Source organism: Streptomyces sp. NPDC043870 (assembly GCF_056435785.1).
Genome location: NZ_JBWKDT010000030.1, coordinates 40,019 through 63,235 on the forward strand (window position 1 = coordinate 40,019; position 23,217 = coordinate 63,235).

23 protein-coding genes and 2 pseudogenes are annotated in these 23,217 nt (G+C 69.0%); 17 read left to right on the forward strand and 8 right to left on the reverse strand.

Annotation, left to right across the window (positions count from 1 at the left end; genetic code table 11):
- Nucleotides 1-56: 56 nt before the first annotated feature.
- The 4 genes from AC0699_RS28990 to AC0699_RS29005 all read left to right on the forward strand — a co-directional run bounded on the left by AC0699_RS28990 (nucleotide 57) and on the right by AC0699_RS29005 (nucleotide 4,246).
- The gene (locus AC0699_RS28990) at nucleotides 57-1,229 is read left to right on the forward strand and encodes an acyl-CoA dehydrogenase family protein (RefSeq protein ID WP_478665960.1); all 1,173 of its coding nucleotides are present in this window, start codon (nucleotides 57-59) and stop codon (nucleotides 1,227-1,229) included.
- Nucleotides 1,230-1,268: 39 nt separating this feature from the next.
- A complete protein-coding gene (locus AC0699_RS28995; protein ID WP_478665963.1) occupies nucleotides 1,269-2,441 on the forward strand; it encodes an acyl-CoA dehydrogenase family protein in 1,173 nt (390 codons plus the stop codon).
- Between the two features lie 189 nt (nucleotides 2,442-2,630).
- On the forward strand, nucleotides 2,631-3,491 hold the full coding sequence (locus AC0699_RS29000) for a 3-hydroxybutyryl-CoA dehydrogenase (protein WP_478665966.1): 861 nt from the start codon (nucleotides 2,631-2,633) through the stop codon (nucleotides 3,489-3,491).
- A 143-nt stretch (nucleotides 3,492-3,634) separates the two neighbouring features.
- Nucleotides 3,635-4,246: a TetR/AcrR family transcriptional regulator gene (locus AC0699_RS29005; protein WP_478665969.1), complete on the forward strand. Its 612-nt coding sequence runs from the start codon at nucleotides 3,635-3,637 to the stop codon at nucleotides 4,244-4,246.
- A gap of 30 nt (nucleotides 4,247-4,276) precedes the next feature.
- On the opposite strand, the gene AC0699_RS29010 is transcribed toward AC0699_RS29005, so the two are convergent.
- Nucleotides 4,277-4,477, reverse strand: coding sequence for a hypothetical protein (locus AC0699_RS29010; protein WP_478665972.1), 201 nt, complete (start codon nucleotides 4,475-4,477; stop codon nucleotides 4,277-4,279).
- On the reverse strand, nucleotides 4,474-5,673 hold the full coding sequence (locus tag AC0699_RS29015) for an MFS transporter (RefSeq protein WP_478665974.1): 1,200 nt from the start codon (nucleotides 5,671-5,673) through the stop codon (nucleotides 4,474-4,476). The genes AC0699_RS29010 and AC0699_RS29015 overlap by 4 nt, the downstream gene beginning before the upstream one ends.
- 54 nt (nucleotides 5,674-5,727) lie before the next feature.
- On the opposite strand from AC0699_RS29015, the gene AC0699_RS29020 reads away from it, so the two are divergent.
- Nucleotides 5,728-6,471 (forward strand): AraC family transcriptional regulator, encoded by a 744-nt coding sequence (locus tag AC0699_RS29020; protein WP_478665977.1) that lies wholly within the window; start codon nucleotides 5,728-5,730, stop codon nucleotides 6,469-6,471.
- A 333-nt stretch (nucleotides 6,472-6,804) separates the two neighbouring features.
- Nucleotides 6,805-8,130, forward strand: coding sequence for a PP2C family protein-serine/threonine phosphatase (locus tag AC0699_RS29025; RefSeq protein WP_478665980.1), 1,326 nt, complete (start codon nucleotides 6,805-6,807; stop codon nucleotides 8,128-8,130).
- Between the two features lie 275 nt (nucleotides 8,131-8,405).
- On the opposite strand, the gene AC0699_RS29030 is transcribed toward AC0699_RS29025, so the two are convergent.
- The gene (locus tag AC0699_RS29030; RefSeq protein ID WP_478665983.1) at nucleotides 8,406-9,395 is read right to left on the reverse strand and encodes a GlxA family transcriptional regulator; all 990 of its coding nucleotides are present in this window, start codon (nucleotides 9,393-9,395) and stop codon (nucleotides 8,406-8,408) included.
- Between the two features lie 162 nt (nucleotides 9,396-9,557).
- Here AC0699_RS29030 and AC0699_RS29035 point away from each other — a divergent pair, with 162 nt between their 5' ends.
- Entirely contained in the window at nucleotides 9,558-10,148 is a 591-nt protein-coding gene (locus tag AC0699_RS29035) for a cysteine hydrolase family protein (protein ID WP_478665985.1), read from the forward strand.
- Nucleotides 10,149-10,233: 85 nt separating this feature from the next.
- Here the strand turns inward: AC0699_RS29035 and AC0699_RS29040 are convergent, their stop codons facing one another.
- The 3 genes from AC0699_RS29040 to AC0699_RS29050 form a co-directional block, all read right to left on the reverse strand.
- The gene (locus AC0699_RS29040; protein WP_478665988.1) at nucleotides 10,234-10,890 is read right to left on the reverse strand and encodes a glyoxalase; all 657 of its coding nucleotides are present in this window, start codon (nucleotides 10,888-10,890) and stop codon (nucleotides 10,234-10,236) included.
- A gap of 5 nt (nucleotides 10,891-10,895) precedes the next feature.
- The gene (locus tag AC0699_RS29045) at nucleotides 10,896-11,342 is read right to left on the reverse strand and encodes a helix-turn-helix transcriptional regulator (RefSeq protein WP_478665992.1); all 447 of its coding nucleotides are present in this window, start codon (nucleotides 11,340-11,342) and stop codon (nucleotides 10,896-10,898) included.
- Between the two features lie 150 nt (nucleotides 11,343-11,492).
- The gene (locus AC0699_RS29050; RefSeq protein ID WP_478665995.1) at nucleotides 11,493-11,903 is read right to left on the reverse strand and encodes a VOC family protein; all 411 of its coding nucleotides are present in this window, start codon (nucleotides 11,901-11,903) and stop codon (nucleotides 11,493-11,495) included.
- 822 nt (nucleotides 11,904-12,725) lie between these two features.
- Here AC0699_RS29050 and AC0699_RS29055 point away from each other — a divergent pair.
- From AC0699_RS29055 to AC0699_RS29065, 3 genes are read left to right on the forward strand one after another with little or no spacing between them, the layout of a single operon-like run.
- On the forward strand, nucleotides 12,726-13,340 hold the full coding sequence (locus AC0699_RS29055; RefSeq protein ID WP_478666108.1) for a helix-turn-helix transcriptional regulator: 615 nt from the start codon (nucleotides 12,726-12,728) through the stop codon (nucleotides 13,338-13,340).
- On the forward strand, nucleotides 13,337-14,470 hold the full coding sequence (locus AC0699_RS29060) for an aminotransferase class I/II-fold pyridoxal phosphate-dependent enzyme (protein ID WP_478665998.1): 1,134 nt from the start codon (nucleotides 13,337-13,339) through the stop codon (nucleotides 14,468-14,470). The genes AC0699_RS29055 and AC0699_RS29060 overlap by 4 nt, the downstream gene beginning before the upstream one ends.
- Complete coding sequence (locus AC0699_RS29065; RefSeq protein WP_478666000.1) at nucleotides 14,467-15,411, forward strand: ornithine cyclodeaminase family protein; 945 nt, start codon at nucleotides 14,467-14,469, stop codon at nucleotides 15,409-15,411. The genes AC0699_RS29060 and AC0699_RS29065 overlap by 4 nt, the downstream gene beginning before the upstream one ends.
- A gap of 99 nt (nucleotides 15,412-15,510) precedes the next feature.
- Here the strand turns inward: AC0699_RS29065 and AC0699_RS29070 are convergent, their stop codons facing one another.
- Nucleotides 15,511-15,732: an MmyB family transcriptional regulator gene (locus tag AC0699_RS29070; protein WP_478666003.1), complete on the reverse strand. Its 222-nt coding sequence runs from the start codon at nucleotides 15,730-15,732 to the stop codon at nucleotides 15,511-15,513.
- A gap of 194 nt (nucleotides 15,733-15,926) precedes the next feature.
- Between AC0699_RS29070 and AC0699_RS29075 the strand changes: the two genes are divergently transcribed.
- The 4 genes and pseudogenes from AC0699_RS29075 to AC0699_RS29090 all read left to right on the forward strand — a co-directional run.
- Nucleotides 15,927-16,793: a GNAT family N-acetyltransferase gene (locus AC0699_RS29075; protein ID WP_478666006.1), complete on the forward strand. Its 867-nt coding sequence runs from the start codon at nucleotides 15,927-15,929 to the stop codon at nucleotides 16,791-16,793.
- Nucleotides 16,794-16,991: 198 nt separating this feature from the next.
- The gene (locus tag AC0699_RS29080; RefSeq protein WP_478666009.1) at nucleotides 16,992-17,801 is read left to right on the forward strand and encodes a class I SAM-dependent methyltransferase; all 810 of its coding nucleotides are present in this window, start codon (nucleotides 16,992-16,994) and stop codon (nucleotides 17,799-17,801) included.
- Entirely contained in the window at nucleotides 17,788-17,952 is a 165-nt protein-coding gene (locus tag AC0699_RS29085; RefSeq protein ID WP_478666011.1) for a hypothetical protein, read from the forward strand. Before AC0699_RS29080 ends, AC0699_RS29085 begins: the two co-directional genes overlap by 14 nt.
- Before the next feature lie 314 nt (nucleotides 17,953-18,266).
- A pseudogene (locus tag AC0699_RS29090) lies at nucleotides 18,267-18,407 on the forward strand (IS982 family transposase); the annotation flags it as partial.
- Between the two features lie 64 nt (nucleotides 18,408-18,471).
- Here AC0699_RS29090 and AC0699_RS29095 read toward each other — a convergent pair.
- Entirely contained in the window at nucleotides 18,472-19,923 is a 1,452-nt protein-coding gene (locus AC0699_RS29095; RefSeq protein ID WP_478666013.1) for an amidase, read from the reverse strand.
- A gap of 1,254 nt (nucleotides 19,924-21,177) precedes the next feature.
- On the opposite strand from AC0699_RS29095, the pseudogene AC0699_RS29100 reads away from it, so the two are divergent.
- The 3 genes and pseudogenes from AC0699_RS29100 to AC0699_RS29110 form a co-directional block, all read left to right on the forward strand.
- Nucleotides 21,178-21,419: pseudogene (locus tag AC0699_RS29100) on the forward strand (LysR substrate-binding domain-containing protein); the annotation flags it as partial.
- A 99-nt stretch (nucleotides 21,420-21,518) separates the two neighbouring features.
- Nucleotides 21,519-22,256, forward strand: a complete 738-nt coding sequence (locus AC0699_RS29105) for a hypothetical protein (protein ID WP_478666015.1) — start codon at nucleotides 21,519-21,521, stop codon at nucleotides 22,254-22,256.
- Between the two features lie 335 nt (nucleotides 22,257-22,591).
- Nucleotides 22,592-23,089: a peptidylprolyl isomerase gene (locus tag AC0699_RS29110; protein WP_478666017.1), complete on the forward strand. Its 498-nt coding sequence runs from the start codon at nucleotides 22,592-22,594 to the stop codon at nucleotides 23,087-23,089.
- Nucleotides 23,090-23,217 lie beyond the last annotated feature (128 nt).

Below are 23,217 nucleotides of genomic sequence, written 5' to 3' on the forward strand. Positions count from 1 at the left end.
CCTGCCCCCGTACCACCTCCCACTCCCCGTCCCGACCGAAAGGCCCGGAGCACACCATGGACTTCCGCTACACACCCGAGCAGGCCGCCCTCAAGGGCCGGGCCGCCGCGTACACCAGGCTCCTGATGGAGTACGAGAACCAGTCCGAGGAGGCCGGCGGTCCACTGCCCGCCGACACCGTGCGCGAGCTGACCCGAGCCGCCATCGACGCCGGTGTGTACGCCATCAACATGCCCACCGAATGGGGCGGGGCCGGTCTGTCGCTGCTCGACCAGGTCATCGTCGAGGAGGAGTTCGGGAAGGTCACCAACTGCCTCTGGGACATCCCGTGGCGTCCCGCCAACGTCCTGGCCCACGCCGATGAGGCGCAGCGCGAGAAGTACCTGCTGCCCGTCATCCGCGGCGAGCGCTTCGACGCCTTCGCGGTGACGGAACCGGGCGCGGGCTCGGACCCCACCTCCGGTACGAGCACCGCGACCCGCACGGACGGCGGCTGGCTGCTGAACGGCGAGAAGTGGTTCGTGACCTGCGGCGACATCGCCGACTTCCTGCTGGTGCAGGCCGACGCCGGCCCGGAGCGGGCGCCCACCCTCTTCTTCGTCGACAAGCAGGCGCAAGGGCTGGAGATGACCCGGGTGCCGCGGTTCATGCACTCGGCGGTGAACGGGCATCCCGAGTTCACGTTCACCGATGTGTTCGTTCCCGACGAAGACGTGCTCGGGAATGTCGGAGACGGCTACGAACTGACGAAGGAGTGGTTCACCGACGAACGTCTGATGATCGCGGCGCGCACGGTCGGAGCCGCCGAGCGAGCGCTGGAACTGGCCCGCGACTGGGCCGTCGAGCGCCGCCAGTTCGGCTCGCCCATCGCCGACTTCCAGCTCGTCCAGGGCATGCTCGCCGACTGCGCCGTCGACATCGCCGTCAACCGCGCCTACGCCCACCAGGTCGCCTGGGAGGCCGATCAGCCCAACACCGACCGCAAGGCGCTGCACGCGAAGGCGTCGACGGCGAAGCTCGCAGCGAGCGAGGCGGCGGGCCGGGTCATCGACCGGTGCGTGCAGATCTTCGGCGGCCGCGGCTACGACCGCTCCTATCCCGTCGAACGCCTCTACCGAGAGCTGCGCGTCGACCGCATCTGGGAAGGCACCTCCGAGATCCAGCGCCTGATCATCGCCAACGAACTCATCAAACGCGGCACTCGGGCACTCGCGCTGCCCGCCTCCTGACACTCCCCCGGCCCGGCCACACGACACCCAAGGACTGACATGGACTTCCGTCTCACCGCCCGTCACGAGGAGCTCAAGGACTCCGCTCGTGGGCTCACCGAGTTCATCATGAAGTACGAGCTCGACTGCGAGGAGAACAACGGCCTGCGGTCACAGGCGCACGCGGACATCCGCGACGCCGTGCTGGCAAGCGGACTCCAGGCCGTCAACATGCCGGAGGAGTGGGGCGGCGCCGGACTGACGATCCTGGAACAGGCCGTCGTCCAGGAGGAGCTGGGGCGGCTGACGGGCGCCCTGTGGGACATGGTCTGGCGCCCCGCGAACGCTCTGCGCTTCTGCACCCCCGAGCAGCGCGAGCGCTACCTCGTCCCGGTCATCCGGGGCCGGCGTCGCGACTGCTACGCGGTCACCGAGCCCGAGGCCGGGTCCGACCCGCAGAGCATCAGGACGACCGCGACGCGCAGCGCGGACGGCTGGGTGCTGAACGGCGAGAAGTGGTTCGTCACGGTCGGGGACCACGCCGATTTCATGATCGTGCTGGCCGCGGCCGGTGAGGATCGCGCGCCGACCCTGTTCCTCGTGGACAAGGACACCCCGGGAATCGAGATGACCCGGGTGCCGCGCTTCATGCACACCTTCGTCTACGAGCACCCCGAATTCACGTTCACGGACGTCCGTGTCCCGGATGACGCGGTGCTCGGCGGTATCGGGAACGGCTACGACATCACGCGCTCCTGGTTCACCGAGGAGCGTCTGATGATCGCGGCGCGCACGGTCGGAGCGGCCGAGCGAGCGCTGGAACTGGCCCGTGACTGGGCCGTCGAGCGCCGCCAGTTCGGCTCGCCCATCGCCGGCTTCCAGCTCGTCCAGGGCATGCTCGCCGACTGCGCCGTCGACATCGCCGTCAACCGCGCCTACACCCACCAGGTCGCCTGGGAGGTGGACGCGGGACTGTCCGACCGCAAGACCCTCCACGCCAAGGCGGCCATCGCCAAGTTGTCGGCGAGCGAGGCGTCCGGGCGGGTCATCGACCGGTGCGTGCAGATCTTCGGCGGCCGCGGCTACGACCGCTCCTACCCCGTCGAACGCCTCTACCGAGAGCTGCGCGTCGACCGCATCTGGGAAGGCACCTCCGAGATCCAGCGCCTGATCATCGCCAACGAACTCGTCAAACGCGGCACGGACGTCCTGCAGATGCCCTCCGCCGGCTAGAGGGAGCCGCCTCGTCCCGGGTCCGGGTGTACGCCGCCCGGACCCGGACCCGCCTCTGCTGGGCGGCCACGGACAGCCGGACGGCTCCGGGCAGCCGGACGGCTCACCCCTGTGTGTCCCGGCCGGCACGCACTCGTCAGCCACGACCGGCCCGCCCGCCCGGGCCGCCGAGCAACGTACGGAGTACCGATGACGGATGTCGAGCGGATCGGGGTCGTGGGCTGCGGCCTGATGGGATCCGGTATCGCCGAGGTGTGTGCCCGGGCAGGCCTGGACGTGGTGGTGGTCGAGGCCGGTGAGAGTGCCGCGGTGGCGGGCCGGCTCCGCATCACGTCGTCGCTGGACCGTGCGGCGGCCGCGGGGAAGTTGACCTCCGAGGAACGGGACGCCGCACTGGGGCGGATCACGCTGACTGCGGACATGGACGGCATGGCCGACCGTGATCTGGTGGTGGAGGCCGTGTCCGAACACGAGCGGGCGAAGCTGGAGGTCTTCGAGCGGCTCGACAAGACCGTGGCGGGCCGCGATGCGATCCTCGCGACCAATACGTCGTCCATCCCGGTCATTCGCCTGGCGGCGGCCACCTCGCGACCTGAGCAGGTGGTGGGACTGCACTTCTTCAACCCCGTACCGGTCCTTCCCTTGGTCGAACTGGTGCCGTCCCTGCTGACAGGTGACGTCACCGCGGCGCGGGCAGAGGCGTTCGCGTCGGTAACCCTCGGCAAGCAGGTCGTCCGCGCCCGGGACCGGGCCGGGTTCGTCGTGAACGCGCTGCTGGTGCCGTATCTGCTGGCAGCGGTCCGGATGGTCGAGACCGGCGTGGCGTCGGTCGAGGACGTCGACAGAGGCATGGTCCTCGGCTGTGCGCATCCGCTCGGCCCGCTCGCGCTCACCGATCTCATCGGGCTGGACACCGTCCAGGCCATCGCGGAATCGATGTACGAGGAGTTCCGAGAGCCGCTGTACGCCCCGCCACCACTGCTGGCACGCATGGTTGATGCGGGCCTGCTCGGCCGGAAGTCGGGCCGGGGCTTTCACACCCACCGATGAGCCGCCGCACCGTACCGGGGCTCGGCTTCCGGCGTCCGAGCGGACCGGGGCCCGGAGCCGACAGGGATACGCGAAGATGGAACAGTGCGGGACGCGACGTCCCACGGACCGCGCCGGCACCTACCAGACCAGGGAGCACCCACGTGACCAAGGCCGAACGCACACGCGAGACGCGTGAGCGGATCCTCTCCGCCGCGTGCGAGGTGATCGCCGAGGTCGGCTTCGAGAGAATCCGTATGCGGATGGTCGCGGAGCACGCGGGCGTGTCCACCGCTCTGCTGCACTACCACTTCGAGACCCGCGAAAAGCTGTTCGCCGAGGCGATGACGTACTCCTTCGCGCAGACCGGCACGGAACTCGAACGGGACGCCGATTCGGTGTCCGCCGCGGTGATCCTGGCCCGCATCCTGCGGGCCCTGCTCCCCACGGACCCGGAACTCCGGCAGGACTGGCGGCTGTGGCAGGAACTCTGGGTGCGCGCGCTGCGCGACGACACGGCGCGACACCTCGCCGTCGACCTGTACGAGCAACTGCACGAGTGGGTCGGCAATGCCCTACGGAGGGGCGTCGACTCCGGGGAATTCGCCCAGTGCGACGTCGATGAGACGAGCACCCTGCTGCTCGCGCTGTGCGACGGATTCGGGATCCGTCTGATGCTGACGGACCCCAAGGTAACGCTGGACACCGCGCAGAACGCCATCTGGGGCGCCGTTGCGGGGACCATCGGCGTGGAGCGGCAGTTCCCTGCGCTCTGATGCGACGGCGTGTCGAAGCAGATTCGCGGATCACGGACACACGCGCCTCGCCGTTTCCCCGTACCTCATGCCGAAGGAAACCCGTCTGCCCCCGAGGTTGATGGCGGTGAACTTGATGCCGTGCACGCGCGGCTCCACTGCGATCAGCGACAGGACCTCGGTGCCGTACTGAGTCGAGCGTTCCAGGCGATCGCCGACCTTGAGGTCTTCGGCGGGGACATCGACGTTCATGCGGGGATGGTACGGCTTGCCGAGTCGTCTCCCTTCGGATGAGCCGCGGGCCCGGGCTGCGGCACGGCGGGTTCGGGCAGGGTGCGGAACAGCAGCCAGTTCAGGACTGGCAGCAGGATCAGTGGTGCCAGGGCGGTTTGCAGGGATGTCGCGTCGGCGACGCCGCCGATGAGAGGGCTCGCCAGACCGCCGATGCTGACGGTCAGACCGAGCGTGATGCCACTGGCGGTGCCGACGCGGGAGGGCAGGTAGTCCTGCCCGAGCGTGACCTGCAGCGAGAACGGGACGTACAGGCCGACCGACGTCAGCGCCACGAACAGATACAACGCCGGGCTCGGTACGAAGATCAGGCCCGCGACTGGTCCGACCGTGAGCAGGTACGACCAGCGCGCGACGGTGACCCGGTCCCAACGATCGGCCAGCGCGCCACCCAGCACGGAGCCCACCGCGCCGCCGAGGAACAGCACGAACAGCGCCGCGGTGCCCGCCGCCGTGCTGCCGCCCATGCGCTCGGTGGCGTAGAGCGAGATGAAGGTGCTCAGGCCGATGAAGACGATCGACCGGCACACCACGGCCAGCGACAGCTTCACGAACGACGCCGGGTCGTCGGCCCCGACCGCCACGGTCGTACCCCTCCCGGAGGACTGACGCTGCGCCAGCACCCGCAACACGGGCAGACACAGCACGGAGCCGACGAGCGCCGGCAGCACCAGGAGCGGCGTCAAGCGCAGACCGCCGAGAGAGACAACGGCGGCGACCATGAGCGGGGCCGCCGCGAAGCCGAGGTTTCCACCCAGCGAGAACCAGCCCATCGCGCGGTGGCTGCCCCGGCCGGCAAGCCGGGCCACCCGGGCGGACTCGGGGTGATAGGCCGCCACGCCCACCCCGGACACCGCCACGAACGCGAGGGTCGCCGCGTAGGAGCCGCTCACCCCGCTCATCGCGATACCTAGGCCGCCCAGCAGGGTGCTGACCGGCAGCAGCCAGGGCATCGCCCAGCGGTCGGTGAGCGCACCGAACACCGGTTGTGCCACCGACGACAGCAGGGAGGCGGCGAGCACGATGCCCGAGACGGCGGCATAGCTGTAGGCCCGCTCGGCGACGAAGAACGGCACCAGGGACGCCACGGCGCCCTGGTAGACGTCGACGCACGCGTGCCCGAGGGACAGCAGGGTGATCGATGAATTCCTTCGCACCCCGTCATGATCGGTACTGGGCACTGTGTCGCACTTCCAATAAACTGCCGGGCGATGACGGAAATCCGCCACGAGTCGGTCGCCCCGACCCGAACCCAGCGACTGGCGCCCGGCGCCGCGATAGACGCCCACCGGCACGATGACCACCAGATCGTCTACGCCGGCCGCGGAGTGCTGGCCGTCACCACCAGCGCAGGCTCCTGGGTCGCCCCGGGGACCCGAGCCATCTGGGTACCCGCCGGCACCGTGCATGCCCACCAGGCCCACGGCGAACTCCAGCTGCACCTGGTGGGTTTGCCCGCTACCGAGAACCCACTCGGCCTGGAGACGCCGACGGTGCTCGCCGTGGGTCCGCTGCTGCGCGAACTGATCGTCGCCTACACCCGCCCACCGGGCGACGACAGTCCCGAGCGGGCCCGCCTGCGCGCGGTGCTGCTCGACCAGCTGCGGGCCTCGCCCCAGGAGCCCCTGCACCTGCCCACACCCACCGCCCCCCTGCTGCGAACGCTGTGCGACATCCTGCGCACCGATCCGGCGGACAGCCGCACCCTCGCCGAACTGGGCCGTGAGGTCGGGGCGAGCGACCGTACCCTGTCCCGGCTGTTCCGCAGCGACCTCGGCATGACGTTCCCCCAGTGGCGCACCCAGTTGCGGCTCCACCACGCGCTGGTCCTGCTGGCCGAGAACACGCCGGTCACCGCGGTCGCGCACCTGTGCGGCTGGTCGTCCGCCAGCGCGTTCATCGATGTCTTCCGCCGCACCTTCGGCCACACACCGGGCACGTACCCGAAGGACTGAGCTGCGGACGTCTCAGGTACCAACCGCATGGGGAAGCCTTCTCCTTACGCCCCGGAAGGAGGCGAGCAGTACGAGCGTCGGCCGTTCGAGGAGGCCGAGGTGTGCGCGGGGACGATCGCGAGTGCTGGAGCAGCATCCCGAGGGGATCGGTGTCGAGGGCTTGGCCCGGGAGACCGGCATGGTGCGGGCCCGGACCCGCTCGAGGTGATGCGGCAGCACGCGAAGACCAATGGGCTGCATCCGCGGGTCGGCGAGCCGGAGGTCCGCCCGGGTGAGGTTGAGTAATGCACGCCCGCGAGGTAGGACGGCTTGTGCGGGGCATCGGGAGAACCCATGGAACCTGAACAACCGAAACCTCCGAACATTGCCGACCTGCCTCACTTCCTGGACGGTCAGCTCGACGAGATCTCCGCGCAGCTCCGGAGGCTGGCCCGGACCAGGGACCGGCTGCAGGCACTGCTGGACGCGGTCATGGCAGTCAGCCGGGAGTTGGAGCTTCCAGTGGTGCTCGACCGGATCGTCACGGCCGCCATGGACCTGGTCCAGGCTCGCTATGGTGCGCTGGGCGTCCTCGATGAGCAGGGCGAGGGCCTGGCGCACTTCATCCCCGTGGGGCTGAGCGTGCAGGAACGGGCCGACCTGAGCGGCGTCGAGTTTCCGCACGGACGGGGTCTGCTCGGGGCCCTGATCCGCCGCCCTGAACCGCTCCGGGTCGAGGAGATCGCCTCCCACCCGCATTCCGCAGGGTTTCCGCCCGGTCACCCACCGATGCGCAGCCTGCTCGGGGTGGCGATCAGCGTCCGGGGCGAGGTCTACGGAGACCTCTACTTGGCCGACCGGCGTGACGGAGAGCCGTTCGACGCGTACGACGAGGACATCGTCGTTGCGCTTGCCGGGGCGGCAGGAGTGGCCATCGAAAACGCGCGCCTGTTCGAGCAAGCGCGGGCGGGCAGCGAGCAGTTCCAGCGTCTGCTGCTGCCGACCCTGTCCGACCTTCGACCGTATGAGGGCGCCGCCGTCTACCGGCCGGCGACCGCCCCCGCACGGGTCGGTGGCGACTGGTACGACGCCTTTCTGCTCCCGGACGGGGCGTGCGCCGCCGTCATCGGCGACGTGGGCGGCCACGACCTGAAAGCTGCGGCGGCCATGGCTCAGACCCGCAACATGCTGCGTGCCCTGCTCTACGACCGCCGCACCCCGCCCAGCGCGGTCCTCACACAGCTCGATCACACTCTGCACGCCATCACCGACAACCCCGTCACCACTGCGTGCCTGGCCCGCATCGAACCCGAAGGCTCCGCCTGGACCCTGCGCTGGAGCGCCGCAGGCCACCTCCCGCCCCTGCTCATCGCCCCCGGCCGGCGGCCGGAGTACCTGTATGCCGAACCCGGGATCCCCCTAGGAGTGGACGCCGACCAACCCCGTCCTGACCACACCCACCCACTTCCCGCCGGCTCCACCCTGGTCTTCTTCACCGATGGGCTGATCGAGCACCCCCAGCACCCCATCGACACGAGCCTCGACGCCCTCGCCCGAACCGCGGCCGCTCACGGCGACCTCTCCCTGAACGAGCTCTGCCAGGCCCTTGTCGACCACCACCCCAGCGACGGCCACGACGACATGGCCATCCTTGCCCTGCGCACACCCCGGTCGACGTAGTGGCACCTTCCTGCCCGGCCGGGGGAACGACCCGAGCGAGCCGCGGCATCAGCCCAGCGTCGGCCGGTCGAGGAATCGCTGCACGATGTGCGGAGGCGCAAGTGCTCCAGCGGGAGGCGGCCGTAAGGAGTGCCGTGGAACACGCTGATGAACTCGGCGATGCCGTCCAGTGCGATCACGGTGGAGACCAACTGAGGGCTGCCAATGGCCAACTGGGCGTCGAAGGCCCCTCGCGGCGAGTACCGGGAGGGCGTTGTGCATGGGCGGGGCGCGGACTATCGGGAGTGCCGGAACCTGCTGCGGTATTCCGTCGGTGTCGTGTTCAGTTTCCGGCGGAACGCGCGGATCAGGGTGTCGGGTGTGTTGAAGCCGCACGCCGATGCGACACGTTCGAGGGTGTCGTCCGTGGATTCGAGCTGGTTCCTTGCCACTTCGACGCGGGCCGATTCGATGTAGGCGGCGGGTGTCATGCCGAGTTCCGTCTTGAAGACGCGGGTGAGCTGCCGTTCGCTGACGTGGGCGTGCTCGGCGAGATCGGTGACGGTGAGGCGGTCGGCGATGTGCTGCGTGATGTAGTGACGGATGTCAGCCATGCGGCGCGTGGTGGAGACGGGTTCGATCGGGACGCTGAACTGGCTCTGCCCGCTGGGGCGTTTCAGGTACATGACGAGCTGCCGGGCGACGCGCAGTGCGACGGCCTCGCCGAAGTCTTCGGCGACGAGGGCGAGTGACAGGTCGAGGCAGGCGGTGATACCGGCTCCGGTCCACACGTTGTGGTCGCGGATGAAGATGGGGTCGGCGTCGACGTCGACCGCCGGGTGGTCTGCGGCGAGCTGCTGCGCGGTGGACCAGTGGGTGGTGGCGCGTTTGCCGTCGAGCAGCCCGGCGGCTGCCAGGATGTGCGCCCCCACGCACACGGACGCGACGCGGTTGGCCCTGCCTGCCAGCTCCTTCACCCATTGGACCACGGTGGGGTCGGTGACGGCGTGGACGCGGCAGTTGCCGTCGACCTCGACCGAGCCGGGAACCATGAGGGTGTCAATGCGGCGCGTGGATGCTTCCTGGAAGGTGATGTCGGGGAGGATGCGCACCCCGGCAGAGGTGGTGACGGGGTCCATGGTTTCGGCGGCCAGAACCACGTGGTACCCCTCTGCGTCGCCGGTCTCCCGTTGCAGCAGTGCGAACACTTCCGGAGGGCCGGTGACGTCGAGGAGGTCGACGCCGTCGAAGAGGAGCACGACGATGAACCGGCTGAGGCTGCTCAAGGGGTGTGTCCGTCCGGTCGGGGGCGGTGGCACAACACCGGACCCGGTGTCTGAATCTGCAAGTTACATGACATTGCTGCCATGCGTGGTGGGTTCGTAGCGTGGGCGGTGCGCCATCACACGGTGGCCCTGACCTTTTGATACCTGACCCGAAGGTGCAGCATGCCTACGACAACTCTGCGGGAACTCAACGGATTCGACCAGACCCCGGCTTCGCCGGCCGGCGCGACGCTGATCCTGATCGACTACCAGAACACCTACACCCGCGGCGTGATGGAGCTTCAGGGGTGGCAACCCGCACTCGACGCTGCCGCCGCGCTGCTGGCCGGGGCCAGGGAAGCGGGTGCGAAGGTCGTCCACGTCATCAACGACGGCGGCGAGGACACCCCGTACGACATCCGTGCCGAGATCGGCCGGATCCACCCCCGCGTGGCGCCCATCGCGGGCGAGCAGGTCGTCGTGAAGACCACGCCCAACGCGTTCCACGAGACGAACCTGGGTGAGCTGGTGGATGGTGCCGGGAACAAGGACGTCATCATCGCCGGGTTCATGACCCACATGTGTGTCACGTTCACCGCGGAAGGTGCGTTCCTGCGCGGGAACCGTCCCACGGTCGTCGCCGATGCCTGTGCGACGCGGCCGTTGCCGTCGGTGGGCGGCGGCCTGACCGCCGACCAGATTCACCGCAGTGCGCTCGCGACGATCGCAGACCTGTACGGCGTGGTCGTTCCGTCGGCTGCTTCCCTGGGCTGATCCGTCCCCCCTCCTTCTCCCTTCCTTCCTCCCCCGCGAGGAGTTCCGCTGCGGCGGCGTCGTGGTCCCCGTTCAGGGCGCCCCCTCAGCGGCCCGGTGATGTTTCGTTTGCGACAACAGCCCGGGGATGACACAGGGATGCGGCCTCCCAGGCAAACCCGTCCGGGTCGGTGAAAGACCCGGTACCGCTGCCCAGCACGAGCCGGTGCGATCCAGTGCCGTCGTCGGGGACGCCGACGTCCTTGGCGAGGGCACGGCGCCCGTACAGCGCCAGCTTGACGGGAGACGACTGAGTGGCGAACTCGACGTACTTGCGGCCGAAGCTCTTCGCCACGACGAGGCCGCGGTCGACGTAGAACCGCTTGCTCGCGGCCACGTCCGTGACTCCCAGCAGGAGCACGACGTCGTCGATCTGCCGGGTGGCCGGGCCGGTGTCCTTCTTCGCCGACGTGGCGACCTTGCAGATCGTTCCGTCCGGGGCTTGTACGACGCCGCCGTAGCCCCAGAACGACTTCGCGGCAGGCTTCAGCGGCGTGGCGCCGGCGTCGAGGGCGGCGTCGATGAAGCCGTTGACGGTGGCCGGCTGGGAGACCGTGAGCGACAGCGCGAACCCACGGAAGCCGGTCGTCGGCACCTCCGAGGCCCGCAGGCGCACCTGAGTGCCCAAACCGAAGGCGGTGTAGAAACGGTTGGCGGCCGTGGGGTCGGCCACCTCGAGGGTGACGGATTCGATGGAGGTCATGTCCGTCACGCTAGTTGCGGCTCAGTCGCCGGTGCTTCTCGATTCCTGACCGGTCTGGTCACCTGTTCCGTGACGCGCGACCGCATCCCCGCCGCAGCGCCCGCCGTACCGCACTGGTAAGCGGTGGGCGGCGTGCCGACCAGCTCGGTGAAGCGGGCGCTGAAGGTGCCCGGCGACGAGCAGCCGACCGCGAAGCAGACCTCGGTGACGCTGAGGTCGCCACGGCGCAGCAACGCGGTCGCGCGCTCGATGCGCCGCGTCATCAGGTAGCCGTACGGCGACTCACCGTAGGCGAGCCGGAACTGGCGGCTGAGGTGACCGGCCGGCATGTTCGCGCTGCGGGCGAGCGCCTCGACGTCCAGCGGCTGCGCGTACTGCCGGTCGATCCGGTCGCGAACGCGGCGCAGCCGCGCGAGGTCGCTCAGACGCTGTGCAGCGGTAAGTGCGCGCATCCATGCGGCATGACACACGAGAGGACCCTTTCATCGCTGTTCGCAAGTACCTGAGTACATGCTGGGGCCGAAGAACGACGAGGCCTGCTGGCCGACATCCCCAGGAGGCACGGAAGCGCCGGCCACCGAGGCCCGAGCCGCTACCAAGGCTCAGCGCAGCTCTTGGATGCGGATCAGGTTGCCCGCGGGATCGCGGAAGGCACAGTCGCGAACGCCGTACGGCTGCTCGGTCGGCTCCTGGACGACCTCGGCGTCGCGGGCCTCCAGCTGCTCGAAGGTGCCGTCGAGGTCCCGGGTGGCCAGCAGGATCCAGCCGTAGGTGCCCTTGGCCATCATCTCGACGATGGTGCGGCGCTCGTCGTCGGTGATGCCGGGGTCGGCGGCCGGCGGTGCCAGGAGGATGGAAGTGCCGGGCTGATCAACGGGGCCGACCGTGATCCAGCGCATCTTGCCCTGTCCGACGTCGCTGCGGACCTCGAAGCCGAGGATGTCGCGGTAGAAGGCCAGGGATGCGTCCGGGTCGTCATGCGGAAGGGAGGTCGTGTGAATGGTGATGTCCATGGCCGTCACGTTAGTTGCGGCTCGGTGACGGACGCTTCTCGATTCCTGATCAGTCTCGCGTGTCGCGCGAGCCGCTACTGCGCGGGCGTCCGCTTACTGCGCGGGCGTCCGCGGGTCGACCGGACGGTGTCGTTCCAGCGGTGGCTACTCGGCGCTCGCCTCCCTCGAACGGATGGCCGACCTCGCGCCGCGCGTGGCCCTTCCTTCCCACGGCCCGACACCCGCCGACCCCACTGCCGCGTTCAGCACCGCGCTGCGCCGCGCCCAGCGTCTCGTGGACGACCCGGACGGAGCCGTCTGGTACGGGGCCCGGCGGATCTTCGCGTTCGCCCTGATGATCCGCGACGGGATCCCAGCCGGCGAGGTCGAGCCCTATCTACACGCGCGGGACTGGCTCACGGATGCGGCACGCCTCCTGGACCGCACGCCGAGGCCCTCACTGCCGAGCTGGTCGCGACCATGCCCGGCAGTGGCGCCGTCGTCCTGCGCGACGGACGCCTCCACGCAGCCGCCGACCACACCCCGGTCGCGGTCGAGTCGCTGCGCGTGCCGTACCCGCGGGCCCGGCCGGCAACCGAGCCGCGCCGACTCGCGGCGCGGCGGGCGGCGAGCAGCCCCACGGCCGCTCGCCGTCCACTCCCGCCCGGACCTCCGGTCAGATGGTGTGCTCCGGCACCGGGAACGTTCCTGCCCTCACGTCGGCCGCGAAGTCCCGGGCGGCGTGGCCGCGTCCCACACCCCTCGGCCTGGACCGAATATCCAACTTGGACGTAGAGTCCAGCCATGGGTACTGTGGAAGAGGGCACCGACCCTCGTGTGCGGATGTGGGCACCGGCATGCCAGGCCGTGGCACTGCTGCTCGGTCCGTACGCCGAGGTGGTCCTGCATGATCCGGATACCGATCGGATCCTGGCGATCTGGAATCCCATGAACTCGCGCGGTCCGGGTGATCCGTCGCTGCTGGGTGAGCTGGACGCCCTCGATCCGTCGGCCCGGGACGTGTTCGGGCCGTACGAGAAGCTGCTCGCGGACGGCCGGCGCCTGTCATCGGTCAGCGCGATCCTGCGCGATGCGGACGACAAGGCTTCGGCGGTGTTGTGCGTCAATCTCGACCGCACGCCGCTGGAACAGGCCGCGGCTGTGCTGTCGGCGTTCGGCGCACCGACCGTGTCCCGCCCGGAGCCGCTGTTCGAGCAGGACTGGAGCGAGCGCGTCCAGCACATCGTCGGCGCTTACGTGCGCGAGTGCGGCCGCCCGGTGGAGCGGCTGACCCGCACCGACCGCCTCGCCGTGCTCGCGCGGTTGGACGAGGCCAAGGTCTTCGCCGTGCGCCGTGCCACCCCGGTCGTCGCCCGCGCCCTGCGGGTTTCCCGATCGACCCTCTACGGCCTGTTGGCCGAGCTCAGAGCACCGAACGCAAAGGACCACACGCGATGACCCGTCTGCCCGACTTCCGCCTGGAAACATACTTCTCCCGTTGGGAGTTCGCCGCGCAGCACCACCTGACCGCGTCTGACGTACAGACGATGACGCTCAGGGAACTGCTCGCTCTGGCAGACGACCACGACCGGACCGCGTTCGAGAACCTGTCGCTGGGCTACACCGAGACCTACGGTGATCCGGCTCTGCGTGAGGTGATCGCCCAGATGTACGAGCGGGCGGACTCCGCGGACGTCATCTGCTTCGCGGGCGCTGAGGAGGCCCTGTACCTGGCGATGAACGTCCTGCTCGACGCTGGTGATCACGCGGTGGTGGTGACCCCGAACTACCAGGCGGCCGAGACCGTGCCGCTGGCGCTGTGCGAGGTCACCGGCGTCGCTCTCGACCCGGACCGCGACTGGGCCCTGGACCTCGACCGGATCAAGGCGGCGATCCGGCCGAACACCCGGGTGGTGTCGGTGAATTTCCCCAACAACCCCACCGGCAAGGTCATCGACGCCGCCGACTTCACCGAGTTGGCGCGGCTGTGCGACGAGCATGGCATCCATCTGTTCAGCGACGAGGTGTACCGCGGCCTGGAACGCGATCCGGCCCGTACCCTGCCGCAGGCCGCCGACCTGTCCGAGCGCGCCCTGTCGCTGAACGTGACCTCCAAGTCGCTGGGACTGCCGGGTCTGCGGATCGGGTGGATCGCCTGCCGCGACCGCGCCCTGCTCACCCGGCTGGAGCGGGCCAAGCACTACACCACCATCTGCAACTCCGCCCCCAGCGAAGTCCTGGCCCGCATCGCACTCAAGGCCCGCACCACGATCCTGGACCGCAACCGGGCCCTGATCGCGCGGAACCTGCCCGTCTTCGACGCCTTCTTCGCCGAGTTCCCGGACGTCTTCGAATGGCAGGCCCCGGACGGCGGCTGCGTCGCCTACCCCCGCTACCTCGGCCCGGAAGGAGTCGAGGAGTTCTGCACCCGCCTGGTGGAGGAAGCCGGCGTCCTCCTGCTGCCCGCCGGCATCTACCGCTCCGACCTCACTCCCACCCCCACCGACCGCTTCCGCATCGGCATCGGTCGCGCCCGTCCCGAAGAGGGCTTGGCCGCCTTCACCGAGTGGATGCGGGCACACCGGTGAGCCGGGCCGTCTTCGACGCAGCCGCAATCGATCGGGCCGCCACCCCGCACCTGGTCCTCGACACCGTCCGCGACGCGCTGATCGCCCACGCCCACGGCCGCACCACCGTGCCGCCACCGCTGCACCTTCAATTCCCCCACGCCGACGGCGACTGCCACGTCAAAGCGGGCTGGGTCACCGGTGCGCCCGACTTCATCGTCAAGATCGCGACGGGCTTCTATCACAACCCCGCGGCCGGCCTGCCCTCCAACCACGGTCTGGTCTGCGTCGTCAGCGCCCGAACCGGCCAGGTCCGAGCGATCCTCGACGACCAGGGCCTCCTCACCGCCCTGCGCACCGCCGCCGCGGGCGCGCTGATCACCCACGCCATGGCCCGCCCCGGTGCGACGACCCTGGCCGTTTTCGGCACCGGAGAACAGGCCCGGCTCCAGGTCGAATGGCTCGCCAGGCTCCGTCGGATCAGCACGGTCCTGGTCCACGGTCGCAGCCAGGACAAAGCCCGTGCGCTCTGCGAGGAGTTCAATGCGCGCGGGCAGCATGCCCGGCCCGCCTCCGCCGTGGAAGCCGCAGGCGCCGACATGGTCATCACCACCACCCCTGCCACCGCCCCGGTCCTGAGCGCCGCCGACGTCCGACAGGGCGCACACGTCACCGGCATCGGCACCGACATGCCCCACAAGAACGAACTCCCCCCGGCGCTCTTCGCCCGCGCGGCACTGATCGCAACCGACGACCACCAACAGTGCGTGGACCACGGGGACTTCGGCCGTGCAGTCATCGAGGGATCGGTCACGTCCACCGGAGACACCCCCGTGGGTCTCCTGCTCGAAAAGCCTGTCGAGCGGCCGGACGACGCGATCACCGTCGCAGACCTGACCGGCGTCGGCGCACTCGACGCAGCTCTCGCCTCAGCGGTCCTGCGCGAACTGACACAACAGTAGACACACGTGCGTGCCGCCCGCGGACCCGGGGCCATGCCGTATGGACTGATGTTCGACCAGAACAGTGCAGTCAGCCCCCGCCTTTACCCATCCGACAATTCACAGCGTGCTGTTCGCCGGAAGGTCCACCGTGCTGGGAACGGGAGGTGTGGTGAGGCCGGCCAGGAGCTGGAGGGTGGTGGCAGCCTCGGATCCTGGCGGTGCGCTGTAGATCATCATGGTCATGTCGGGGTCGTCGGGGGCCCGTATGGCGACGTAGTCGAGTGCGAGTTCGCTGAGCTGAGGGTGGTTGGAATCGCTGAGCTGCCGGGCACGATCCATGCTCCCAGGGTCGGTCAGGGCCGTGCGATTCCGCCTGGTCCTGGCGGACCCAGGCAGGGCGGACCCGGGTTGGGCGGAACTCTGGGTCGAGTCTTCGATCACCGGCCGCCTTCCCGAGTCCCCGAACCCGCGACACGCCGGCCGATCCAAAAACCGGGTGCGGACTGTTGGTGCGGTGGTGTGTGATCGGGGGTATGGCGATTGCGCTGGGCAAGCCGGGAGTCGACGGGCTGAGCGAGGCTGTGGGCGTGCTGCGGGAGTGGCAGTACGACGGGGCGCCGATGCAACTGCATCCGGGGGACCTGGGCTGGTTCTGGCGGTCAGGTGCGGAAGCGACCGCCGCGGCGGTCAGGACGTGGAGCCGGGACGGACAGATTCTCGCCGTCGGACTGCTGGACGGTCCCGGGCTGTTGCGGCTGACGATCGCGCCAGACGCTCAGCGGGACGAGGAGCTGGCGCAGCAGTTGGTGGACGATGTGACCGAGACGGAACGCGGCGTGCTGCCCGGGGGGAGGGTGAACGTCGCGGCGCCTATGGGTGCACTGGTCCAAGATCTGCTGTTCGAGGACGGCTGGAACGCCGACGAGCCGTGGACGCCGCTGTGCCGCGACCTCACGGAGCCGGTGAAGGACCCAGGCGTGCGGATCGGGGTGGTCGTACCGGAGCAGGCGCACGTGTTTGCCGCCGTACAACGGGCAGCATTCGACGGGTCGAGGTTCACGGCCGAGCGCTGGCACGCGATGGCGGCCGGATTGCCGTACGCCGACGCCCGGTGTCTGGTCGCGTACGACGGCCAGGGCAACGCGGTGGCGGCGGTGACGGTGTGGTCGGCAGGTCCGGATAGGCCCGGGTTGCTCGAACCGATGGGCGTGCACCGGGAACATCGCCGTCACGGCTACGGCGAGGCGATCACCGTCGCCGCGACGGCCGCACTCCAGGAGCTGGGCTCGTCGAGCGCGAACGTCTGCACCCCGAGCTCCAATGTCGGTGCCGTCGCCACCTACAAGTCAGCCGGCTTCCAGCAGCGCCCCGAGGTCCGGGATCTATACCGGGACGCCTAGTTCCTCGTCTTGATCAGGACTGTTCTTCCTGGTGAGTGCTGCGGCGGGTCAGCCGTCGGTCGGGGCCGGTCTCCTCGACGGGCCGGATCAAGACACCTGTTACGTACCTTCTTCAAGCCGTCCGTGCTGATCAGGTAGCGGGTTAGGGTCGTGGCACCATGCTGATCTTCGGCTGGGGGTTTGGAGAGGGTGCCGGTGTTGACGGGATTCGACAAGAGTGAACGGCGGATGTGGGCGGGCCGGGGCGCCGCTTATGCCGGAAGCTTCGCCAGGCTGTGCGCCTACCCGGTGCCGCAGTTGCTCGATGCCGCTGAGGTAGGGCCGGGCATGCGGATGCTGGATGTCGGAACCGGGCCGGGGACGGTCGCTGCTGCCGCATGCACCCGGGCCGCGACGGTGACGGCCGTGGATGCGGAGCCGACCATGGTCGAGCTGGCCATGCAGGCCGCGCCCGCGGCTGACGTGCGCGTGGCCGTCCTTCCTGAGCTTCCCTTCAGCGATGGAGAGTTCGACGCCGTCGTGGCCAACTTCGTGCTGAACCACGTGGGCCGGCCCAGGGTCGCCCTGGCCGAGCTGCGCCGTGTCGTGAGGCCGAACGGCTTGATTGCGCTGACGATATGGGCGGCACCGCCGGCCCCGGGCCAGGCGCTGCTCGGCCGCGCGATCCAGGCCGCAGGTGCGGTGCGACCACCCCACCTTCCCGCAGGACTGGCTCCTGAAGAGGACTTTCCCCGTGACGAGAAGGGACTGACGGGCCTGATGGATTCGACAGGGCTGTGCGAGGCGGCCTGCGAGACCTTGCGCTGGGACCACCGCGCCGGCGCCGACGAGTGGTGGAGCGGTCCTGCGGCCGGCGTGGCGTTCGGCGGCCAGATGGTACAGAGTCAGACCCCACTGATCCGCGCCGAGATCAAGCGCCACTTCGATCTTTTCAGCTCCGCGTTTGCCGATGAGGACGGCGTACTGACGCTGCCGCATGCGGCCTTGCTCGCCCGTGCGCGTCGCTGACACCGCCACGATCGTCTCCGTCCCCGCCGGACGGCTGACGACAAACCCGGCCATCGGCCCGGTCCTTGCCCTGACCGGCGGCGTCGTCGCGTTCATGGGGCATGACCCGGATACGCCAGAAACCCGCCACGGCATGATCTTGGACTTCTGAACGGGCCCGCCCGTCACCCGTTCGGCATCATCGAGGGCCTGCTCAGGAACACGAGCGGGCTCATCTGCTGGGCTTCGACCTGATGGCCCGGAGGAGCCCACGAGTTCAGCACTTCCGAAGGGCTGTTGAAGGTGAGCTTGCGGGCAGGATCGGCTCGTTGGGCTGCAGTGCTGGCGTCGGGCCGCGCCCTGGACTACGACTACGTCATCTACGCGGTCGGGAGCACCGGCGCGACACCATCATCGGTGCCGGGCGCGGTCGAATTCGCTTTGCCCATCGCTGAATTCGAGTCCGCGCAGCGGCTGCGCACCAGGCTGGAACAACACGGCGGCAGGACCCCCGCGGGAGTCTTCGCCCGCACCGGCCAACGACTCCTCGCCCCCGCCGCCGGCGTCTGGCACAACTGGACCACCAACGCCAAGATCAAACGATCCCTGATCGCGTACGGCCACTGAACACATCGGACTCATTTATTCAAGGGCCGGCGACCAGAGCCCGACGGACACCCGGTAGTACGCCCTACTTCGGTGCCTGGAAGCCGCCGATCCTCTGCTCGAGCAGTTCGGCCAGCCGCAGCGGGGTGCGGTCCTCGAGCATCGGCCCGATGAGCTGCACTCCCACCGGCAGACCCTCAGGGGACCGGCCCGCTGGTACGGCGGTGGCGGGTAGGCCCGGCATGGTGGCCAGACCGGCCCAGACGAGCTGGTCGAAGTACGGGTACTCGACGCCGTCGATGTCGATCCGACGTTTCATCAGGTCGGGGTTGTGGTCGTGCGGGAACGCGGGAGTGGGGGTGATGGGACACACCACGGCGTCGAACTCGGCGAAGAACTGCCGCCAGCCGTGACGGTGGAGCTCGCGACGGCTGTTCGCCTCGATCCAGTCGCGGTGGCTGAACACCATGCCGCGCAGCCGCGCCGCATCGAGACTCTCGTCGTCTGCGCTCAGTCCGGCGGCGCGGGACTGCAGCTGCTCGTACGCTTCGACGGGAAAACGTGCAACGGAGCCCGAAAACAGGAACTTCGTGTAGAGCACCGCGGCTTCGGTCAGATCGGGCAGCAGCGGACTGTCCCGCTCGACGCAGGCACCGCCGTCGACAAGCGCGTCGGCCACCCGGCCCACGCCCGCCCGCACGGCGGACCCGGTCGGAATGAGCGGATGCTCGTCGAGGACCAGGACCCGGAAGTCGCGGAGCCGTTCGTGGCGCGCGGGCGGCAGCGTCAAGTCGTACGCCGCACCGAGCGTCAGCGGGTCCGGTCCGGCCATGACGTCGAGCAGGAGCGTGAGGTCGCGGGCGGTGCGCGCCATCGGACCGACGACGGCGAGGTCGTGCTCGACCGGCAGGGCCGGCCCGGGCGGTGGGACCATGCCGCGGCTCGCCGCCAGCCCGAGTGTCGGCTTGTGCGCGTAAATGCCGCAGAAATGCGCGGGGGTGCGCAACGAACCGGCGAGGTCGGAGCCGATGGACAGCGCGCCGAATCCGGACGCCAGGGCCGCCGCCGAGCCGCCGGAGGATCCGCCCGACGTACGACGGTGGTTCCACGGGTTATTGGTGGTGCCGTAGATCTCGTTGAAGCTCTGTATATCTTGCAGCCCCAAGGGCACATTGGTCTTGCCGAGCACCACCGCGCCTGCGGCCTTGAGCCGCGAGACCTGCACCGCGTCCTCGGCCGGCACGAAGTTCCGGTGCGGCGGCATGCCCCAGGTCGTGGGCAGCCCCGCCATGTCGTACGACTCCTTGACCGTCACCGGAATGCCCAGCAGCGGCCGGTCCTCACCGCGGGCACGCGCCCGGTCGGCACCGCGCGCCGCGGCCCGTGCACGGTCGAAGTCCGGCACACAGATCGCGTTGATCGCATCGTCGTCCCGTTCAATACGGGCGATCGCCTCGTCGGTCAGTTCCGCCGAGGTCACTTCACCGGTACGCAAGGCAGCCGCGAGTTCTTCGGCCGGCTGAAAGTTCCGCTCCATGAATCGGACCGTACCGGCCTCTCGAACAGGTCATGAAATGCCGCTTCGCGCAACGGGGATGGACGCCTCAATACTCATCACGCCCCTCCCCGGCCACAGACAATTCACCCGACCGCCGGCGATGGCGACGCGCGTCGGGATCGGTATCGGTCTGGGAGTTCAGGAGACCTTCGTCGGACGCCCGCGCGTACTTCGCGAGGCTGCGAACCGACATATGCCCGGACGGCTTCATCAGCGCTGGCGTAAATGCGCCCTTCTCCGCAGCGTGGGTCAACCGCGAGTGGCTTGTGTTCGCACAGCCGTGTGCGGATGGTGATGTTTGTGCCCGCAGTCGTCGTGTGCGGTCGGGTCCGTGTCGCGATTGAGCAGTGGTGACTACCGACAGCGAATTCGTGATGGTCCTTCGCGCCGTGTTGCATTACCTGGGCAATGAGAGTGTCGGGGATCACAGTCATCCGGGTGCGGCACTCTGCGCGTCTGCGACTGTGGCAGCCAGTCGGTTAGCGCGTGCGTGGTTCTCCTCGTCGGCGTGGCAGGGCGGAATGGGCGAGTTTGCGGTCGGCCGCCAGCAGGTAGGCCGCCGGGGATTCCCGCCGCAGTTGGCGGGCTTGGTTCATCCGGTGGGCGACGTAGAACAGGACGGTGACACCCACGGCCGCCCCGGCGAGGGCCAGTTACCCGCCAGCGGCTGCCGCCGCGCCGAGAAGCATGCCGGAGGCGCCGCCGAGGTCGATCTTCAGCCCGAGCGTGCCGGCGACCGATGCAACGCCCAAGCCGCGCAACGCTCTGTGCAACTCGTAGCAGCATCCGGCATCAACGCCGCCCCGGGCGCTGTCTCATAGGTGGTCGCCTGTGAACCAGGCGACCGTTCGGCAGTCCACCTGCGGCGGTCATGTTTCATGAGTTGCGCAAACGGCTGGACGTCTGAAACACCCTCACGAAACGGTCTGGGGTCGTGAGCGACGACTTCAAGCGCGTGGAGGCACATGTCTGTCCGATGTCCACCTGCGTCGCTCCGGCGGGCTCGCACGCCCCTCCGGCATCGTGTTCACCGCGCTCGTGACCATGTCCGGCATGCAGCACGAGTACATTCGCGACCGCACCCTCCAAGGCTGACTTTCACCCTCCTCACCGAGGGATGACCCTGGCGCTCGTCGGGCTGCTGGTCTGCTGGTCTGCTGGTCTGCTCGCGTCGTTCCGGATTCGGCACCACCTTCTGAGAGCCTTGGGGGACTGAAAGAGCAGGCTTCGCGCCCCCGAGTGTCCCAACACGCGGTGGAATGGCAGACCGTCTGCGCTCTGGTGAAGACTGGCTTGGGTGTGTCGCTGGCCCGGAAAGCATCCGGCGCATCCGCCTCAAAGGCGTCGCCTTTCGGCGGGTTGAGCCCAGCGCTGCCCGCACACGAGTCGCCGTGGCCTGGCGCAAGAACGACCCGAACCCCTTGGTCACAGAGCTCCTGGCCACCGTGAGTCAAGCTCCGCCGGACAGACCTTAGAGGTATGGGTTCCCTGCGGAGGACCGTTGGGGAATCCCGAACTCGCGGCGGACGGTTCGACGACGCTTTCAGGGCGCCACCCGTGTGCTATGAACAGGCGTGACATTGAGGATCGAACGGACTGACGCGCGCACGTGGCCGGATGAGCACGTAAAGGAGCTCTTCAGCGAGAGCTTTCCTGAGTTCATCACGGCTGACCGGCTGGTCAAGGAGTACATAGGCAGGGTCAGGGAGTGGTTCACCGATCTGAACCTGATGCTGGTGGATGAGCAGGGTGTGCCGGTGGCATCCGGGTGGGGGGTGCCGATCCACTGGGACGGCCTGGCCTCGACACTCCCGACTGGCTATACCCAGGCCCTTGTCCGGGCTGTCGAGGGCCGCGAACAGGGGGTGGAGCCCAACGCTCTGGTGATCTGCGGTGCGGTGGTCACCCCGTCGCTCAAGGGGCGAGGGCTGGCGGGCCAGACCTTGACCGCGCTGCGCCGCACTGCGCAGGATGCCGGGCTGGCCCATGTCGTTGCGCCGGTGCGCCCCACGATGAAGGCGCAGTACCCGTTGACACCGATCGAGACCTTCATGGGGTGGCGTCGTCGCGACGGGATGGCTCTTGATCCCTGGATCCGGACCCATCAGCGCCTGGGCGCGAAGATCCTGTCGGCGGCTCCCGCATCGCAGACGATGACGGGCTGCATCGCCGAGTGGGAGCGTTGGACCAGCATGGTCTTTCCCGAGCCGGGGGACTATGTGATCCCGGGCGGACTCAGCCTGCTACGGGTCGACCTGTCCGCCGATGAGGGTGTGTACCAGGAGCCAGGCGTCTGGATGCAGCACAGCTGACGTGCGGCTTTGTTCACACGGCTCTGTTCACACGGCTTTGTTCACCACGCGCACAGCGAAGACCGATGCGGTCGGTGGTGGGGCCCCCGGCCCCCGGCCCTTGACGCGAGCCGCCCGTCACTCCGGTAGTACCGGCTCGATCAACGAACTCTTGGAACGTCGTCCCGTACCCGCACTGGTCATCCTGACCGAGCGTCCCACTGGCTACAAGGAACTACTTTCCCGATGGCCGCAGCTGTCCGGGAAGAGGGGCGGCTCCGGCCGCCCCGGCGACCACGCTCGCCTGCCACGCGCGGGAAAGAGACCCAAGGGCAGCGGCCGTGTCAGAATGCCCCGTGCCTTCCAACGTATTTTTCGACATCACCATCGACGACAAGCCCGCGGGCCGGATCGTCTTCAAGCTGTACGACGACATCGTTCCCAAGACGGCTCGCAACTTCCGTGAGCTGGCCACCGGCGAGCACGGCTTCGGATACGCCGAGTCGCCCTTCCACCGTGTCATCCCGGAGTTCATGCTCCAGGGCGGCGACTTCACCAGGGGCGACGGCACCGGCGGCAAGAGCATCTACGGCGAGAAGTTCGCCGACGAGAGCTTCCAGCTCAAGCATGACCGCCCGTTCCTGCTCTCCATGGCGAACGCCGGGCGGAACACCAACGGGTCACAGTTCTTCATCACCACCGTCGTGACCCCCTGGCTGGACGGCAAGCACGTCGTCTTCGGCGAGGTCGTCGAGGGCGAGGACGTCGTGAAGCAGATCGAGTCGCTGGGCACCCCCTCCGGTGGGACCCGCGCGAAGATCGTCGTCGCCGCGTCCGGGATCGTGGGCGAGTAACACTCCCCGTGTGCCTGTGGGGGGGGGGGGGGGGGGCCCCCACACCCACCCCCCCCCCCCCCCCCCCCCCCCCCCCCCCACACGGAAGGAGAACCCCCCCCGCACGGCACCAAAAAGGCGGACCCCCC

Excerpts from the sequence above, each read along its gene's own strand:
- AC0699_RS29010 (WP_478665972.1), bottom strand. The coding sequence starts at position 4,477 with ATGAACGTCGATGTCCCCGCCGAAGACCTCAAGGTCGGCGATCGCCTG.
- AC0699_RS29075 (WP_478666006.1), top strand. The coding sequence starts at position 15,927 with ATGGCGATTGCGCTGGGCAAGCCGGGAGTCGACGGGCTGAGCGAGGCT.
- AC0699_RS29055 (WP_478666108.1), top strand. The coding sequence starts at position 12,726 with ATGTGGGCACCGGCATGCCAGGCCGTGGCACTGCTGCTCGGTCCGTAC.
- AC0699_RS29050 (WP_478665995.1), bottom strand. The coding sequence starts at position 11,903 with ATGGACATCACCATTCACACGACCTCCCTTCCGCATGACGACCCGGAC.
- AC0699_RS29025 (WP_478665980.1), top strand. The coding sequence starts at position 6,805 with ATGGAACCTGAACAACCGAAACCTCCGAACATTGCCGACCTGCCTCAC.
- AC0699_RS29000 (WP_478665966.1), top strand. The coding sequence starts at position 2,631 with ATGACGGATGTCGAGCGGATCGGGGTCGTGGGCTGCGGCCTGATGGGA.
- AC0699_RS29035 (WP_478665985.1), top strand. The coding sequence starts at position 9,558 with ATGCCTACGACAACTCTGCGGGAACTCAACGGATTCGACCAGACCCCG.
- AC0699_RS29070 (WP_478666003.1), bottom strand. The coding sequence starts at position 15,732 with ATGGATCGTGCCCGGCAGCTCAGCGATTCCAACCACCCTCAGCTCAGC.
- AC0699_RS29095 (WP_478666013.1), bottom strand. The coding sequence starts at position 19,923 with ATGGAGCGGAACTTTCAGCCGGCCGAAGAACTCGCGGCTGCCTTGCGT.
- AC0699_RS28995 (WP_478665963.1), top strand. The coding sequence starts at position 1,269 with ATGGACTTCCGTCTCACCGCCCGTCACGAGGAGCTCAAGGACTCCGCT.
- AC0699_RS29045 (WP_478665992.1), bottom strand. The coding sequence starts at position 11,342 with ATGCGCGCACTTACCGCTGCACAGCGTCTGAGCGACCTCGCGCGGCTG.
- AC0699_RS29020 (WP_478665977.1), top strand. The coding sequence starts at position 5,728 with ATGACGGAAATCCGCCACGAGTCGGTCGCCCCGACCCGAACCCAGCGA.
- AC0699_RS29040 (WP_478665988.1), bottom strand. The coding sequence starts at position 10,890 with ATGACCTCCATCGAATCCGTCACCCTCGAGGTGGCCGACCCCACGGCC.
- AC0699_RS29060 (WP_478665998.1), top strand. The coding sequence starts at position 13,337 with ATGACCCGTCTGCCCGACTTCCGCCTGGAAACATACTTCTCCCGTTGG.
- AC0699_RS28990 (WP_478665960.1), top strand. The coding sequence starts at position 57 with ATGGACTTCCGCTACACACCCGAGCAGGCCGCCCTCAAGGGCCGGGCC.